This is a genomic window from Cupriavidus sp. F041 (genome assembly GCF_057814235.1).
Window position 1 is genome coordinate 3,281,246 of the sequence record NZ_JBVASY010000001.1, and the last position, 15,701, is coordinate 3,296,946.

The window sequence follows — 15,701 nt, forward strand, 5'->3', positions numbered from 1 at the left end:
ACATGACAAAGCTGATCAGCGTCTCCGACGCCATTATCCGTTCCATTGAATCCGGCGCGCTGCGCGAGGGCGACAGGTTGCCTTCCGAGGGCGAGCTTGCCACGGCGCACGGCGTCAGCGTGGGCACCATTCAGAAGGCGCTGGCGCGTCTTTCGAACTCCGGACTGATCACCCGCGAGCAGGGCCGCGGCACCTTCGTCTCGGGCGCCAGGGTCGCGCCTGCCGATGTGCGCTACCTGCGCTTTCGCGATGCCGAGGGAAACGAGCTGCCATCCTATGTCCATGCGCGCTCGGTCAAGCGGCTCAAGCGCAAAGGGCCGTGGTCGGAGTTTCTCGGTGGCGAAGCCTTCGTTCGCATTGAACGCATCATCAATGTGGGCGGGCGCTTCGACCTGTACAGCGAGTTCTGGCTGCGCGAGGAGGAATTCGCGCAACTGGGCGGCGTTGAACGCGACGAACTCGAGAAAAATCTGCGGGAACTGCTCGGGCAGCGCCTGGCGCTCCCGACGCTGCGCGTGGACCAGTGGGTGCGATTCGACGAAATCCCGTCGGCAGCAGCCCGCGAGCTTGGTCTCGAAGCCGGGCAGCCGGGCTTCGTCATGGAGCTGCGTGGCTATACGCTGCGTGACCGCCCCCTGTATTACCAGACGGTCTATTCCGGCCCGTTTTCAGAGCGCCTCATGGTGGTGCGGGAGAAGGCCTCATGAGCACGCATTGGAATGTTCAGGCGCTTGAGCACTGGACGACCCGGGTATTCGAAGGCTGCGGCGTGCCGCCGGAGCAAGCGGCCGAAGCCGCCGCCATCCTGGTACGCAGCGAGTTGCGGGGCTACAAGACGCACGGCATGACGCGCCTGGCGTCTTATGTGGAGCGGCTGCGGGCGAACGAGTTCAACCCCGGGCCGGAGATGGCATATCGATCCTTCCCCGGCGGCATCGTGCTGCAGGCCGATGGCGCCATGGGACAGATCGCCGGTCCTTATGCGGTGCGCCTGGGACTGGAAGCCCTGGAGACCAGCGCTTCCGTACTGATCGTGCTGCAATCGTGCGGCCATCTGGGAGCGCTCGGCATCCACGCCCTGCTGGCGGCGGAGGCCGGCGCCTTCTCCATGATCGGGCAACGCACGCCGCCGGCGCTCGCGATGGAGGGATTCCCGCGCGCGGCGATCGGGCACAACCCGATTGCGTTCGGTTGCCCGCTGCCGGGGCAAGCGCCGATCGTATTCGATGTGGCGTGCAGCGTGGCCGCGCGTGGCCATATCCTGCTCGCGGCACGTGAGGGAAAGCCGATCCCGGAAGGGTGGGCGCTGGATGCGGACGGCCGGCCCACCACCGATGCAAAGCGCGCGCTGGGCGGGTCACTGCTGCCCATGGGCGGGCACAAGGGCATCGGCATTGCCATGATGGTGGAGTGCCTCGCCGGTGCTCTGGCGGCCACCGCCGCGTCTCACGCACCGGAGCCGGACAATATCCCGCATGGCCGTGCCGCCGCCATGCAGGACGGATTCCTGTGGATGGTAAAGCCGGAATCCTTCGCCGGGCAGGCGCCCTTTGGCGACTATATGAAGCAGTGGACCGACACCTACCTTTGCGCGGGCGGCGATGACGCGCGGCTGCCTGGCAATCGTGGCGACGCCCTGGAGCGCGAGGCACGCGAGCACGGCATTGTGCTGCCCGCCGCGATCGCGCAGGAGCTAAGCGCGCTTGGCGAACGGCTCGGCGTGCGGTTTCCGACATCAGCATCAGCATCAGCATAAGCACCGAAGCGCCAGACTTACCGGGTCATTGCGAGCCCGGCGGGCGATGGCCGCCCTCCCCACAACATAATTGGCGAGTACCAGTCCTATGAATGCTCCTCTCTCAGACGCCTCACGCAAGGCCATGGAAATCGTCACGCTCGACGACAAGTACGCACTGGACACGGGGCGCGCTTTCATGAGCGGCGTCCAGGCACTGGTGCGCCTGCCGCTGCTGCAGCGCAAACGCGATGCACTGGCCGGCCACAATACCGCCGCATTCATTTCGGGTTACCGGGGCTCTCCGCTTGGCGGATACGACCAGGCGTTGTGGCAGGCCAAGAAGCACCTCGCGGACAATCATGTCGTCTTCAAGCCCGGCGTCAACGAGGAACTCGGCGTGACCGCGGTGTGGGGCTCGCAGCAACTCGAGTTCGATGCCGAGAGCAAGAAGTACGACGGCGTCTTTGGCATCTGGTACGGCAAGGGCCCGGGGGTGGACCGCAGTGGCGACGCGCTCAAGCACGCCAATCTGGCGGGCACGGCGCCGCTGGGTGGTGTGATCGCACTGGCCGGAGACGACCACGTGTCCAAGAGCAGCACGCTCGCGCACCAGAGCGACCACACGTTTATCGCCTGCGGGCTGCCGGTGTTCTTTCCTGCCAGCGTGCAGGACATTCTGGACCTGGGAGTGCACGCCTTCGCCATGAGCCGTTTCAGTGGCTTGTGGGCCGGCATGAAGACCGTGCAGGAGGTGGTGGAGGCGGGCGCATCGGTGGTGACCGATGCCGACCGGGTGCGCATCCTGCTGCCCGAGGACTTTGCCAGGCCGGAGGGCGGCCTGCATATCCGCTGGCCCGACGATCCGCTGGCGGCGGAAGCGCGGATGATGGAGATCAAGTGGCCGGCGGCGCTTGCCTATATCCGCGCCAACCGGCTCAACCGCAATGTGATTGAAGGGTCGGACGACCGTCTCGGCATCATCGCCAGCGGCAAGGCCTACAGCGATACCCGGCAGGCGTTGGCCGACCTTGGCCTGGACGATGCCTTGTGCCGCGCCATCGGTGTGCGGCTCCATAAGGTGAGCGTGGTGTGGCCGCTCGAGCCGGCGAGCGTGCGCGAGTTCGCGCACGGCCTGCGCGAAATCCTCGTGGTCGAGGAGAAGCGCCCGATCATCGAGCAGCAGTTGAAGGATGAGCTGTACCACTATCGCGCCGACGCGCGGCCTGCCGTGATCGGCAAGTACGAGCCGGCCGACGGTGAAGGCGCCGGCGGTGAATGGAGCCACCGCAAGCCGGCGGAAAACTGGCTGCTGCGCGCCAAGGCCGACCTGACCCCCGCGCTGATCGCCAAGGCCATCGCGGGCCGGCTGAAGAAACTGGGCGTGCCCCCGGATGTCGCCGCGCGGATGGACGTGCGCCTGGCGCAAATCGAGGCCAAGGATCGCCAGTTCCCCCAGGGCGACAGCCGCGGCACTGACCGTCTCCCGTGGTTCTGTCCCGGTTGCCCGCATAACACCAGCACGCGTGTGCCGGACGGATCGATTGCCATGGCCGGGATCGGATGCCACGGCATGGTGGTCTGGATGGACCGTTCGACCACGTCGTGGACACAGATGGGCGGCGAGGGCGTGCCCTGGATGGGGCAGGCGCCGTTCAGCAAGCGCGCGCACATGTTCGCCAATCTGGGCGACGGCACGTACAACCACTCCGGATCGCTGGCGGTGCGGCAATCGATCAATGCCGGCGTCAATATCACCTACAAGATCCTCTACAACAGCGCCGTTGCCATGACGGGCGGGCAACCGGTCGACGGGCAACTGGACGTGCCGGGCATGACGCGCGAACTGGCGTCGGAGGGGGCGAAGCGCATTGTCGTGGTGACCGACGAGCCGCAGAAGTATGCCGTCGTCAAGGACCTGGCGCCTGGCGTCACCATACGCCACCGGGATGAGCTCGATGCCGTGCAGCGCGAGTTGCGGGTAGTCGAGGGTGCCACCGTGATCATCTACGACCAGGCGTGCGCCACCAAGAAGCGGCGGGAACGCAAGCGCGGCACGATGGTCGATCCGGACAAGCGCGTCATCATCAATGAGCTGGTTTGCGAAGGCTGCGGCGATTGTTCGGTCGAGAGCAACTGCGTTGCGGTACAGCCGCTCGAGACCGAGTTCGGCCGCAAGCGGGAGATCAACCAGAACACCTGCAACAAGGATTTTTCCTGCGTCAAGGGTTTCTGCCCGAGTTTCGTCACGGTGGAGGGCGGCAAGCTCAAGAAGCCGGAAGCGGCGCGCAAGACGAAGCTCTCCGATATGCCGGTACTGCCCGAGCCGAAGCTGCGGGATGCCGCCAAGGCCCAGCGCATCGTGGTGGCGGGCGTCGGCGGTACGGGGATCGTCACCATCGGCCAGGTACTCGGCATGGCGGCTCACCTGGAAGGCAAGAGCGTGATCACGCAGGATGCCACCGGCATGGCGCAGATGGGTGGCGCCACCTGGAGCCACATCCAGATTGCCAACGAGGCCGACGCCCTGCACGCAACGCGCGTCGATGTCGCCATGGCGGACCTGGTGATCGCCTCCGATACGGTGGTCGGAGCCAGCAAGGCAACGCTGGCGACCATGTTGCACGGCCGTACCTTCGTCGTGCTCAACAGCCACGTGACGCCGACTTCGGCCTTTGTCCGCGATCCGGACTGGCAATCTCACAGCGACCAGGCCATTGCGGCGATTGCGCAAGGTGTCGAGGCCGGCCATTTCGGCATCTTCGATGCCGAGCAAGTGGCAACGCAATTGCTCGGCCAGTCGATCTACTCCAACCTGATGCTGCTCGGCTACGCCTGGCAGAAGGGCAGGGTGCCGCTGTCGCGTGAAGCGCTGATGCGCGCGATCGAACTCAACGCCGTGCAGGTCGACAACAACAAGGCGGCCTTTGAGTGGGGCCGGCACTGCGCGCACGATCTGGCCAAGGTGCCGGTGCGATCCGCCGATGCCCAGGTGGTTCAGTTCGTCAGGAAGCCATCGCTGGGCGATTTCATCGACAAGCGCGCCGAGTTCCTCGTCAGCTACCAGAACCGCGCCTATGCCGCGCAGTATGAGGACTTTGTCGCCAGGGTGCAGGCGGTGGAGTCGCGCCTTGGCAGCAGCAAGGTCACCGAAGCGGTCGCACGCTACCTGTTCAAGCTGATGGCTTACAAGGATGAGTACGAGGTGGCGCGGCTGCATACCGACCCGGCCTTCATCGGGAAGGTAGCCGCGATGTTCGAGGGCGATTTCAAGCTGGTCCACCATCTCGCGCCGCCGTTGATGGCCAGGAAGAACGAGAAGGGCGAACTCGTCAAGCGGCCGTTCGGTCCGTGGATGCGCACTGCCTTCCGCGTGATGGCCCAGCTGAAAGGCCTGCGTGGCACCCCGTTCGACGCGTTCGGCTACACCGGGGAACGCAAGGTGGAGCGAGCGCTGATTGGCGAGTACCGCAAGAGCATCGAAGCGCTTCTGCCGACGCTGTCGCAGCAGAATCTCGATCTGGCACTGGAAATCGCACGCCTTCCGGAAGACATCCGCGGCTATGGCCATGTCAAGGCGCGCAATCTGGTGGCGGTGCGGGCCAGATGGGAGCGCTTGATGGCGCAGTGGCGTGACGCACAGGGCGCCCCGAGCGAAGCCAGGCCGAAGCGCAAGGCCAATGCCTGAGTCAAAGGCAGCGTGCCAATAGGCAAATTTGTGTGTAGAGCATCATCAAAGCACTATAAAGACTGGAGACCGTGATGAACTTCGTACTGCGCCGTGCAGGCCTGCTTCTGTCCGCCATAGCACTGGCTGCTACCGTCCCCGGCGCGTGGGCGCAGGGTGGGTACCCAAACAAGCCGATCCGCATCATCGTACCGTGGCCGGCTGGCGGCGGCGTCGACTCCGTCACCCGTACGGTTGCGGAGAAGCTCTCCATCAGCCTTGGCCAGCAGGTCCTGGTGGACAACCGGCCCGGCGCCACCGGCAATATCGGCGCGGGCATGGGCGCAAAGGCGGCGCCGGATGGCTATACGCTGCTGGTGGCAAGCGCGCCGATGACGATCAACCCGAGCCTCTACAGCAACCTGCCCTTCGACACGAGCAAGGATTTTGCACCGCTCAGCCTGCTGGCCAGTTCACCCTATGTGCTGGTGGTGAATCCGGCGGTGGCGAAATCGGTGACGGAACTGGTGGCCCGCGCCAGATCGGAGCCGGGGCGGATGAGCTATGCATCGCCAGGGCCGGGGACCCAACAGCACCTGATCGGAGAGTCATTCAAGGAAGCCGCCCACATCAACGTCATCCACGCCCCTTACAAGGGGGGGCCGCAGGCGCTGACCGACATGGTCGGCGGCCATATCCAGATGATGTTTCACGGCCTTCCCGCGGTGCTGCCGTTCATGAAATCCGGCCAGCTCAGAGCCATCGCAGTCGCCAGCAAGCAGCGCCTGGCCTTGCTGCCGGATGTGCCGACCATGGCGGAAGCGGGGTTTCCCGGTATCGAGGCGAGCGAATGGTATGGCCTGGTGGCGCCTGCCGGGACGCCGAAGGAGATCGTGGTTCGTCTCAGCACGGAGATCGGGAAAGCCCTGAACATGACAAGTGTCCGCGATCAGTTGATCGGCAGAGGCTATGAACCGGCCAGCAACACCCCCGAGCAGTTCAGCACGTTCATCGCAGCGGAGCAGAAGAAGTGGGCCATCGTGGTCAAGCAATCTGGGGTGCGTCTGGATTAGCGGATACCTGCGCGGATGCGCAGAGCCATTGTCTTCAGGGTTGCTACCTCATGGAAACTACATACAGGGAATCCATATGAGATTCGTACCGCGTCTCGCGCAGCGTGCTCTGTGTGCCATCACGCTAGCGGCAAGCCTGTCCCCTGCCTGGGCGCAGGACGGCTTTCCCAGCCGCCCGATCCGGATGATCGTACCCTGGCCGGCCGGAGGCAGTGTCGATGTCGCCACGCGGATTGTTGCGGAGAAACTGACACTCAGCCTCGGGCAGCAGGTCATAGTCGACAACCGGCCCGGGGCAGGCGGGAATATTGGCGCGGCAGCCGGCGCCAAGGCCGCGCCCGATGGCTATACGCTGCTGGTGGCGACCACCCCGATGCTCATCAACCAGAGCCTCTACGGCGGCCTGCCTTTTGACACGGTCAAGAGCTTCGCGCCGGTGAGCTTGCTGGTCACGCTGAACTATGTGCTGGTGGTGAACCCGGCCGTGGCCAACTCGGCCAAGGAGTTGGTCGTGCAAGCCAAGGCCCGCCCGGGGCAGCTCAGCTACGCGTCGTCCGGGCCTGGAACCCAGTTGCACCTGCTCGGCGAAGCATTCAGGCAGAAGGCCGGCATCGATATCGTGCACGTGCCGTACAAGGGTGCGCCGCCGGCGCTGACGGACATGATCGGCGGCCATATCCAGATGATGTTCCCTGGCCTCCCGGTGGTTCAGCCACTGCTCAAGTCCGGGCAACTCAAGGCCCTCGCGGTGGTCGGCAAGCGGCGCCTGGCGCTGCTGCCGGACGTGCCAACCATGGCGGAAGCGGGATTTCCGGGCGTCGATTCGACCGAATGGTATGGCGTGGTCGCGCCAGCGGGGACGCCCAAGGACATCGTGGCACGGCTCAATGGCGAGATCGTGAAAGCCCTGAATATGCCGGATGTGCATGCGTTCCTCGCCAACAAGGGTTTTGAACCCGCTGGCGGCACGGCCGAGCAGTTCTCCGCGCTGATCGGGGCGGAGCAGGCGAGTTGGGCAAGCATGGTCAGGCAACTGAATCTTCGACTCTGAGATTGCCATCCGCTCAGCAACGACTACCGACGGCGAGCCATGTACACGCTGATCCACCGCCGCAAGGCAGGAGACACCAATGCCCTCTGATCCAACCGCGATGGGAGCCACATCCCGATGCGCCACGCCTAACGCGACGGCACCCAAGCCGCTATCCAAGGTTTCGGCCGTTTCGGCCATTACCATTGGTGGCGCCCTGGAGTTGTATGACTCGGGTGTCTACAACTTTTTCGCGCTACTGATCGTTCCCCTGTATTTTCCCGTCGGCAATCCGCTCGGCCAGTTGCTGTTGTCCTTCGGCACGTTCGGGGCCGGCTACCTGATGCGGCCACTGGGCGGACTGGTGATCGGTGCGTATGCCGACCGCGTCGGCCGCAAGCCGGCGGTGGTGCTCTCGATGTGGCTGATGGCCTTCAGCGCGCTGATTCTGGTGCTGACGCCACCCTATGCCCAGCTTGGCGTGCTTGCCCCCGTGCTGATGATTCTCGCCCGCCTGATCCAGGGCTTCGCCATTGGCGGCGAGATGGGCTCCGCCAGCGCGATGCTGCTCGAGTATGCGGATGAGCGCTCGCGCGGCTTCTACACTAGCTGGCAGGCGTCCAGCCAGGGTGTTGCCGCTGTGTTCGCTGCCTTGGTCGCACTGGTGCTGAGTAATACGCTGCCGCCTTCCGCGCTCGAGTCCTGGGGGTGGCGCGTCGCCTTCCTGATTGGCATTCTGGTGATTCCGATTGGTCAGATCATCCGGCGCCGTCTGGAGGAGACGCTGGTGCCGGAGCCGAAGAAGGCGTCGAAGAAGGGCGCCGGCCGCCAGTTGCTGAGGGCGCATTGGCGCGAATTGCTGGCGAGCGTACTGCTGATGATCGGCCTCGCGGCCTCGGTCCACGTCATCGCCTTCTACCTGGCCAACTACGCCACCTTCCAGTTGCACATCTCGCGTGGCGATGCCATCTGGGCAGGCTTCGTCGCCTCGCTGGTGCTGGCGGTGTTCGCACCGCTGTCCGGCTGGCTCTGCGATCGCGTCGGGCGCCGGAAAGTCGTGTGGTGGTCCCGGGTGGCGCTGCTCGTCATGATCTATCCGGCCTTCGCGCTCCTTAACAGCATTCCATCCCTGACATGCCTGCTGATCGTGGTTGGGCTACTGGCCGTACCGATGGCGATGACGTCTCCTGCCACGATGGTGCTGGTCAGCGAGGTGCTGCCGCAGCGGCTGCGCGCAACCGGCATGTCGGTGACCTATTACGTGGCGATCGCGCTGTTCGGCGGCTTCGCGCAGTTGTTCTCGACCATGCTGATGCAGGTCACGGGCAACCCCAATGCGCCAGCTCTCTATGTCATTGGCTGCGGGGTTGTCTCGCTGATCGGACTCGCCATGGTGCCTGAGACGCTGGGGCGGCGTTTGTCATGAAGACGCCAGATTGAGTCGATAGCGGGCGCCGGGACCGTGATCGCCACGAATATTTCGTCGGTCCCGATTACCGCACCCGGTGCCGCGCTGTCCGATGTACGCGCTGGATCGGCATGCATTTCTCAGAGCCGGCAGAGGTGTCCACCGACTTATGTATGCAAGCGCACTGGCGCAGCCTTCTGGAGAACGACATCATCGTCGATCGCTTCATTGAATGAACCGACACGACGCCGTCCGCTATGAAGCCCGCGCTATTGTCTTTTTTGATGGTTCCCCAGCGTAGAACTGCCGATTTATGCGGGTACCGTCGACCCTGACGCAATCGATATCTGCAAGCGGGACAAACCGGCAAGTTCACCCATGACCCCGGTTTCATGTCGACGGCTTCGTGCAATTCGAAGATCACCCGGATCGGCCAGCCATACATCTATCCGCGGAACGACCTGTGCTGCTCGGGCAACTTCATGCAGATGATGTTCTCCACACTGCGCGCCCAGCACAAGGCGAACCCGATGCACGAGCGCGCTCGATGCGATCCGATCCTGGTGCCGCGGCACCTGCTACCGAGCCCCAAAAAAAATGCCGCCGAAGCGGCACAAAGAGCATGGGTGGGGCTGGATGCACGCGAGCGTCCCGGCGGGGCTGCCCGCATCACTGCGCAAACAAGGCCTTGTCACATACCGTTGAGCTATCGTTAGAACTTGTGGCGAATACCTACGGCGACACCGAGCATGTTGCTTTGGCCGCTGGCAAGCGCGTAGCTGTTGCCAAGGGAAAGGCTGTTGGCGTAGCCGATCATCGCGGAATCCAGTCCCAGGCCCGCGTTCTTTGCGTATGCCGTGGTCAGGTAGACATCAGTTCGCTTGGAGAGCGTGTAGTCGGCGATGAAAGCGACTTGCCACGGGTTCGGGATCGACGTGCTGTTAAGGAAGCTCTTGACGTGGTCGTAGTCGTATTCGAGCGTCAGGCTAAGCGCCGGCGTCACCTGGTAGTTGGCGCCGATCCAGTAGAAGTCGTCGCGCTCGATCAGGCTGCCATTCTGGTTCTTGTTCTGACCCCAGCGGTAGCCGCCCATGATCTTTGCCGCGCCGAACGCATAGCTTCCCGCGATTGTCGCCTTCTTGAAGCTGCCGCTGCCGAGGGCAGCCGCAGTCGCCGGGTTTGAAATGGTCGGGTTGAACTGGTCGTAGGCAACGGCCACACCGACAGGGCCGGAAATGTAGGTCAGAGCCGCGCCATAGGCGGTGTCGCGGCGGAACTGGCCCGGCACTTCGCCGTTACCGCCGAGGAGCGGGCCGTTGGCTACCGTCGTCGGCAACGCCAGGCCGGTACCGAAGGACCAGTGCGCCAGTGCGGACACCGGACCGAACTGGCCGGAGTACTTGACGGTGTTGTCCTCGCGGAAGTTCGCGCCGGTCAGCATCACGATCGGTTCATACTGTGTGGCAAAGGCTGCCGGCACGAAGTTCGCGATGCCCTCGAACATCGAGGTGTACTGACGGCCGAAGGTCACCTGGCCAAACTGCGCACTCTGCAGGCCTACGTATGCCTGGCGACCAAACAGGCGGCCGCTTTGCTGCGATGTACCGGTATCCAGGTTAAAGCCGCTTTCCAGAACGAAAACGGACTTCAGGCCACTGCCGAGATCTTCCGCGCCGCGCAAGCCCCAACGCGAGCCCGACAGGCCGCCGGAGTTCATGCGGTAAACATCGTTGGACGGTCCCGCATTGAACTTGTTGGCTGCGGTGGGAACAACGCCGACGTGGTTGGCGTACTCAACGTTCATATCCGCCACGCCATACAGCGTCACGCTGCCCTGTGCGTGTGCGCTGCCGGCGCAGATTGCGCCCGAAGCAATAAGTGCAAGATTAAGCTTGCTCAGTTTCCTAGATGATTTCACTACCTGTCCTCCTCATATCCATTTTTACGTCTGTTACTGACGCCGTCATCATGCAAAGAATTGGAAGCCGTGCGCCCCCCAATGGCAGGGGGGCGGGATTCTCCGGATAGCACGAGATTTTCTGCACATGGGTGCAAATGGACGCCGGGGGTTCGGTAGCGGGTCAGGGCTTATCAAAGGGAAGCAAAGGAAGCTGAAGGTGACGGGAAAGGCGGCCCGCGCGATGCGTATTGGTAACGCAGGGCTGGTGGGGTCAGGGAGTTTCCGGATCGAAGTCGCCTGCCCCGCACTGCCGCTGACAGCACGAGGTCGATATCCGTTTGGCGGCAAATCGCCGCTTTGTCAGGAACTGACCGGGAAGCGGGTAGGGAGGGTGTGACAGTGAAGTACGCGATCCTCGCGGCGGCAGGCCGCATGCCTGGCCACATGAACGTGCTACTGGCCGAGGCGAGGTGGCTTACGACCAGGTCTTCGATATGGAAGACATCAACGGCGAGTTCAGCCAGGCGTCGCGGTGCTTCCTGCCATGACCTGAGGGGGCGTTGGACTTTCAAGCCGTCCGCTGCTTATCCTGGCCAATCAGTTCGGTCATTTCGGAGAGTTCCTGAATGAGCGACTCGGCGCGGGACCATTCGCCATAGCCGGCGGCGGGGTTTAGGTGGCCGACGTTGCCGAGGTCGACCAGGCGGCTGCCCCAGGCGCTGGCCAGCGCGGCGACTTCCTCGAAACGGGCAAGCGGATCGTTGCGGCTGGCCGCGACGATGCTTGGGAAGCGCAAGGCCGCGCGCGGTGCGGGTGTCCAGCCGTTCAGGCGCAGCGCATCTTCGTCCGGATAGCCTTCAGGCAACGGATGATCGAAATCGGGCGGCGCGGCCAGCAGCGCGCCGCGCACGGCGCGCGCGGAACGGCGCGCCCAGTGCACCGTAATCATGACGCCGGCGCTGTGGGCCACCAGCAAGGCCGGCTCACGCAGGCTCGCCAGCGTGCGTTCCAGCGCAGCGACGCGCACGGCGCAGTCAAGCTTGTCGTGCTCCAGCGGGGGCACGATGCTGACCTGGCGCCCGTCGGCGCGCAACTTGTCGGCCAGCAAGGTTTGCCAGTGATCCGCGACATGTTCGCGCAGGCCGGGGACGATGACGATCGGGGGTAATTCAGTGTGATGCATCTTGTTGTTTACTCGGCTGGTGAAAGAAGAGTCAGGCGCCGGTGCGCTCTGCCTCATTGCGCGCCTCGGCAAGCCGCAGGTCGCGCAGGTAGCGCGGCCTGGCGATGAAGAACACGGCCGCTGCGACCAGGGAGATCAGCGGAACCATCTGCAGGGCCCCGAGCAATCCGATCCTGTCGGCCAGCAGGCCCGTCAGGTAAGGCGCCGGCGCGGCGCCAAGGATGTTGTTGGCCAGCGTCAGCATCGCCAGCGCGGTGGCATGGGTCGAGGGGCGGGAGAGATTGACCACCATGGCGCCGGCGGGGCCCCAGGTACCCATTGCCACCAGCATGCCGAAACCGATCAGCAGCAACTGCGCGGTACCCGGCGGCAGCCGGAAGCCCGCCAGCAACAGCACGCACGACACGAGACAGAAGAGGATCGCGAGCGTCAGCTTGCGGGCCGGCGCGTTGCGGCTTACCCGGTCCGTCAGCATCCCGCACAAGGTCATGCCGACGCCGCCGACGATCAGCAGCGCCGCGGCGAGCAGCGCAGCCTTGTCGGGCGGCATGCCGTAGTACCGGTTCAGGTAGCTCGGCATCCAGGCCATGATCGCGTAGGCGATGAAAAGCTGCAGGCCGCTGCCGACATAGGCGCAGACCAGGGACGGTGCCCAGAAGAGCCCGCGCAGCAGCGCCGGCAAGGGGATGCGGGCTCGGGCTGGCGCCGCGCCGCCGTGGGTGGCGCGTGCCCCTGCCGTGCGCCGCGCCAGCCTGGCTTCGGTCACGGTGACGCAATAGATCAGCACCACGATCAGTCCGAATACCGCCATGGCCATGAAAGCCGCGCGCCAGCCGAAGCGGGCCGCCACGACACCGCCCAGCCCCATGCCCAGCACCGCGCCGAACATGCCGCCGGAGGTGAAGGCACCGGTCAGGGTGGCACGCAGGGAAGGCGGGAAGATGCTCAGGATCACGGCCAGCCCGACGCTGCCATAGGCCGCCTCGCCAATGCCGACGAAGAAGCGGGCCGCCAGCATATGCCCGTAGCTGGCGGAGAGCGCGCACGCCAGCGTGCCGCAGCTCCAGAGCAGCGCCATCAGGGCCAGGCTCTTGACGCGGCCCCAGCGATCGGCGACGAGCGAGAACGGCACCGTGAACAGACCGACCATCAGCGCGACGATGCCGCTGAGCGAGCCGAGCTTGGCGTCGGACAGGCCCCACTCAAGCCGCAGTTGGGGAAAGACGGCGTTCAGCACCTGCCGCGACATATAGTCGGAAAGCAGGAGCGCAAAAATGAGGGCGAATACCAGCCACGCGTAGGCATGCGAGCGTGCCGGCTTGGCGGTGAGATCCGTGTCCGCGCGAGCGGTCCCGGAGAGGGACTGTCCCATGAAAGTCTCCTGCGGTCTGGTGCCGCTGTTGCGCCGCGAATTCGGCGCGGATAATGCGATCTATGGCGAGCGGACGGGCATCGTGGCCCGTCCGCTTGCCCGGGGCTGGCGTCAGGCTGCGCGCAAGGGCAGGTTTGCCTGCCGCGGCTTGCGGTTGGGCGCCATGCCATGCATTGCCAGGGTTTCCTCGGCATCCTTGTACTGCACGCCGATCTTGTAGATCTTGCGCGCTTCCTTGCCGCTGGCCACTTCACGGCCGAGTTCGCGGGCGACGCGCACGCACTGCTCGATCTGCTGCACCGAGGTCATGCGGTTGCCGTGCTGGTCGATGATGGTGTCCTCGATGCCGCAGCGGGGGTGCAGGCCCATCGACATGGCCATCATGTTGAAGGGCAGGACGTTCTTCAACAACGATTCGGCGGTCAGCGTGCAGCCATCCGGCGCGCGATGGATGAAGTTGAAGAAATTGAACGGATTCGGACCATCGAAGCCGCCGCCGATGCCGATCCAGGTCAGGTTCAGCGGTCCCGTGTACACGCCCTTGCGCACCAGGCGATCGAGCGTTTCCAGCGCATGGATGCCGGTCAGCTGGAAATGCGGCTGGATGCCGGAGGCCTGCAGGCGCTTCAGGTGCTCCTCGACCCAGGCGGGGCCGGCGGGCACGGTCATTTCGCTGTAGGCAGCCTGGAAAGCCGGGTTGGCCAGCGAGGTGCCTTCCAGGTATTCCGGGTAGAGCAGCTCCATGATGTTCATCTGCGTCGTATTGATGGCTACCGTCACCTGGTCCGGCTTGGGGTCCAGGTCGGCCAGCATGTGCCGGGTATCGTCCGACAGCCACTTGGCGGCCTGGCCGTCGTCTTCCGGGGCAAACGAGATCGAGCCGCCGACCTGGATGATCATGTCGGGCACCGCGGCGCGCACGCCGGCGATCAGTTCGTTGAACTTGGACAAGCGCTTGGAGCCCTTGCCATCGAGTTCACGCACGTGGAGGTGCAGCACCGTGGCACCGGCGTTGTAGCAGTCAACCGCCTTTTGCACCTGTTCATCCATCGTCACCGGAATGTCTTCGGGGAAATCCGCCGGCATCCACTCGGGGCCGTAAGGCGCCACGGTGATGACCACTTTGTCCTGGTTCTCGGGGTGCAGGGAATCGTCGAGGAATTGCATGTTTAGTCCTTATCTGGTTGGGGTCAATTGCGTCAGCAGCTCTGCAAAGCTGGCGTCGGAGCGTATCCCGACGTGGTGAGTGACTGCCGGGGTCAGCGCTGAATGCACATCCTTCCAATCGCCCTCGGTCAAGTGGCGGCGCGCCGCCGGGAGCACAACGCCTTCTTCGCGGCCCCTGTATTCCCATACCAGGCGGGCATACTGCTCGACGGCCTGGGCTAGTGCCGCAAAGGCGGAGTCGCTGCCGTCGGCTTGCTCCACTTGCGTGGCAAGGTCATCCAGCAGGCTCTGTAGACGCAAGTGCTGGCGGGACAACTCGTCCAGTTCCGCGCGCATGGCCTCGCTGCGCCGGCCCAGGCGGCGGAATAACGTGACCTCCTTGCGCTGCAGCAGCGGATGGACCACCAGGCGAACGTACTCGATGGCCGCCAGCAGCGGAGCCGAGGGAATTGGCGCGCCCGGCGGGGGCGGCGTTTCGACGAGGCGCAGCCAGGCATGCAGCAGCGCGGTCAGGCGCTTGTACTCGTTGTGCAGCAGATCGATTGTCGCAATGGGCGCGGGTACGCAGTTGGCCCCGATTGACAGCACCGGAATGCGGGCATGCACCAGCATGTGGCGGGCAGTGGAGGACAGCTCCGCGAGTTGCCCCGTGCCATGGGCGAGGACAATCGCGTCGCAGCCCGCCTGGTCCGCCGCGGCCAGTAACGCGCGCTCTGGCTGCTCGGCAACGATGCTGGCCACCGTGCTTGTTAAGCCTTGCGCACGCGCTGCCGCGTCGGCCCGGACGAGCGCCTCGCGGGCCAGCGACTGGCCATGTGTGCCCGCCGCCTGCGCGTACCGGAAGCTGATGCGCGCGCCGTGGCTGCGGGCCAGTGCGATGGCTTGCGCCGTTGCATTGGCGCCGTGATCGCTAGGATCGACAGGAACAAACAGATGGCGGAACATGTTTCGAGGCCGGTTTCGGGTCAGAGCGAGATGGATGCATTGGCGGGCACCTGGGCCTGCCGGCGCATGGCGTGCATAGCCGTGCATAACCTTGTGGTCGCTGCAGGCCCGGGATTGGCGCCCGGCGTCATCGCGATTGCGTAGTTGGTTGCCGGCATTGCATCACTTTCGTAGTTGTACTGCATGGATTGGATAGTAGGAGCGTACCGGTGGGAGGCTCC

Annotated in this window: 12 protein-coding genes and 1 pseudogene; 8 read left to right on the forward strand and 5 right to left on the reverse strand. The window is 64.6% G+C overall.

Annotation, left to right across the window (positions count from 1 at the left end; genetic code table 11):
* Positions 1–2: 2 nt before the first annotated feature.
* From ACZY0R_RS15100 to ACZY0R_RS15130, 7 genes are all read left to right on the forward strand, one after another.
* The gene (locus ACZY0R_RS15100) at positions 3–707 is read left to right on the forward strand and encodes a GntR family transcriptional regulator (RefSeq protein ID WP_488859157.1); all 705 of its coding nucleotides are present in this window, start codon (positions 3–5) and stop codon (positions 705–707) included.
* Positions 704–1,756, forward strand: a complete 1,053-nt coding sequence (locus ACZY0R_RS15105) for an Ldh family oxidoreductase (protein ID WP_488859158.1) — start codon at positions 704–706, stop codon at positions 1,754–1,756. Before ACZY0R_RS15100 ends, ACZY0R_RS15105 begins: the two co-directional genes overlap by 4 nt.
* Before the next feature lie 88 nt (positions 1,757–1,844).
* Positions 1,845–5,423, forward strand: a complete 3,579-nt coding sequence (locus ACZY0R_RS15110; protein WP_488859159.1) for an indolepyruvate ferredoxin oxidoreductase family protein — start codon at positions 1,845–1,847, stop codon at positions 5,421–5,423.
* 74 nt (positions 5,424–5,497) lie between these two features.
* Positions 5,498–6,475 carry a tripartite tricarboxylate transporter substrate binding protein gene (locus tag ACZY0R_RS15115; RefSeq protein ID WP_488859160.1) on the forward strand — a complete coding sequence of 326 codons (978 nt, stop codon included), beginning with the start codon at positions 5,498–5,500 and terminating at the stop codon, positions 6,473–6,475.
* A 76-nt stretch (positions 6,476–6,551) separates the two neighbouring features.
* A complete protein-coding gene (locus ACZY0R_RS15120) occupies positions 6,552–7,526 on the forward strand; it encodes a Bug family tripartite tricarboxylate transporter substrate binding protein (RefSeq protein ID WP_488859161.1) in 975 nt (324 codons plus the stop codon).
* A 79-nt stretch (positions 7,527–7,605) separates the two neighbouring features.
* Complete coding sequence (locus ACZY0R_RS15125) at positions 7,606–8,931, forward strand: MFS transporter (protein WP_488859162.1); 1,326 nt, start codon at positions 7,606–7,608, stop codon at positions 8,929–8,931.
* Between the two features lie 374 nt (positions 8,932–9,305).
* Positions 9,306–9,629 carry a hypothetical protein gene (locus ACZY0R_RS15130; RefSeq protein WP_488859163.1) on the forward strand — a complete coding sequence of 108 codons (324 nt, stop codon included), beginning with the start codon at positions 9,306–9,308 and terminating at the stop codon, positions 9,627–9,629.
* Here ACZY0R_RS15130 and ACZY0R_RS15135 read toward each other — a convergent pair.
* The gene (locus ACZY0R_RS15135; protein ID WP_488859711.1) at positions 9,626–10,813 is read right to left on the reverse strand and encodes a porin; all 1,188 of its coding nucleotides are present in this window, start codon (positions 10,811–10,813) and stop codon (positions 9,626–9,628) included. The genes ACZY0R_RS15130 and ACZY0R_RS15135 overlap by 4 nt on opposite strands.
* Before the next feature lie 387 nt (positions 10,814–11,200).
* Here ACZY0R_RS15135 and ACZY0R_RS15140 point away from each other — a divergent pair.
* Positions 11,201–11,340: pseudogene (locus ACZY0R_RS15140) on the forward strand (NAD(P)(+) transhydrogenase (Re/Si-specific) subunit beta); the annotation flags it as partial.
* A gap of 41 nt (positions 11,341–11,381) precedes the next feature.
* On the opposite strand, the gene ACZY0R_RS15145 reads toward ACZY0R_RS15140, so the two are convergent.
* The 4 genes from ACZY0R_RS15145 to ACZY0R_RS15160 form a co-directional block, all read right to left on the reverse strand.
* Positions 11,382–11,996, reverse strand: coding sequence for an RBBP9/YdeN family alpha/beta hydrolase (locus tag ACZY0R_RS15145; protein WP_488859164.1), 615 nt, complete (start codon positions 11,994–11,996; stop codon positions 11,382–11,384).
* Positions 11,997–12,027: 31 nt separating this feature from the next.
* Positions 12,028–13,368: an MFS transporter gene (locus tag ACZY0R_RS15150; RefSeq protein ID WP_488859165.1), complete on the reverse strand. Its 1,341-nt coding sequence runs from the start codon at positions 13,366–13,368 to the stop codon at positions 12,028–12,030.
* 111 nt (positions 13,369–13,479) lie between these two features.
* Entirely contained in the window at positions 13,480–14,535 is a 1,056-nt protein-coding gene (locus ACZY0R_RS15155) for a beta-keto acid cleavage family enzyme (protein ID WP_488859166.1), read from the reverse strand.
* Between the two features lie 9 nt (positions 14,536–14,544).
* A complete protein-coding gene (locus ACZY0R_RS15160; protein WP_488859167.1) occupies positions 14,545–15,480 on the reverse strand; it encodes a universal stress protein in 936 nt (311 codons plus the stop codon).
* Between the last annotated feature and the right edge of the window lie 221 nt (positions 15,481–15,701).

Bases quoted from the DNA above. Each gene is read 5' to 3' on its own strand.
- ACZY0R_RS15120 (WP_488859161.1), top strand. From the start codon at position 6,552: ATGAGATTCGTACCGCGTCTCGCGCAGCGTGCTCTGTGTGCCATCACG.
- ACZY0R_RS15150 (WP_488859165.1), bottom strand. From the start codon at position 13,368: ATGGGACAGTCCCTCTCCGGGACCGCTCGCGCGGACACGGATCTCACC.
- ACZY0R_RS15145 (WP_488859164.1), bottom strand. From the start codon at position 11,996: ATGCATCACACTGAATTACCCCCGATCGTCATCGTCCCCGGCCTGCGC.
- ACZY0R_RS15110 (WP_488859159.1), top strand. From the start codon at position 1,845: ATGAATGCTCCTCTCTCAGACGCCTCACGCAAGGCCATGGAAATCGTC.
- ACZY0R_RS15100 (WP_488859157.1), top strand. From the start codon at position 3: ATGACAAAGCTGATCAGCGTCTCCGACGCCATTATCCGTTCCATTGAA.
- ACZY0R_RS15160 (WP_488859167.1), bottom strand. From the start codon at position 15,480: ATGTTCCGCCATCTGTTTGTTCCTGTCGATCCTAGCGATCACGGCGCC.
- ACZY0R_RS15130 (WP_488859163.1), top strand. From the start codon at position 9,306: ATGTCGACGGCTTCGTGCAATTCGAAGATCACCCGGATCGGCCAGCCA.
- ACZY0R_RS15105 (WP_488859158.1), top strand. From the start codon at position 704: ATGAGCACGCATTGGAATGTTCAGGCGCTTGAGCACTGGACGACCCGG.
- ACZY0R_RS15115 (WP_488859160.1), top strand. From the start codon at position 5,498: ATGAACTTCGTACTGCGCCGTGCAGGCCTGCTTCTGTCCGCCATAGCA.
- ACZY0R_RS15155 (WP_488859166.1), bottom strand. From the start codon at position 14,535: ATGCAATTCCTCGACGATTCCCTGCACCCCGAGAACCAGGACAAAGTG.
- ACZY0R_RS15125 (WP_488859162.1), top strand. From the start codon at position 7,606: ATGCCCTCTGATCCAACCGCGATGGGAGCCACATCCCGATGCGCCACG.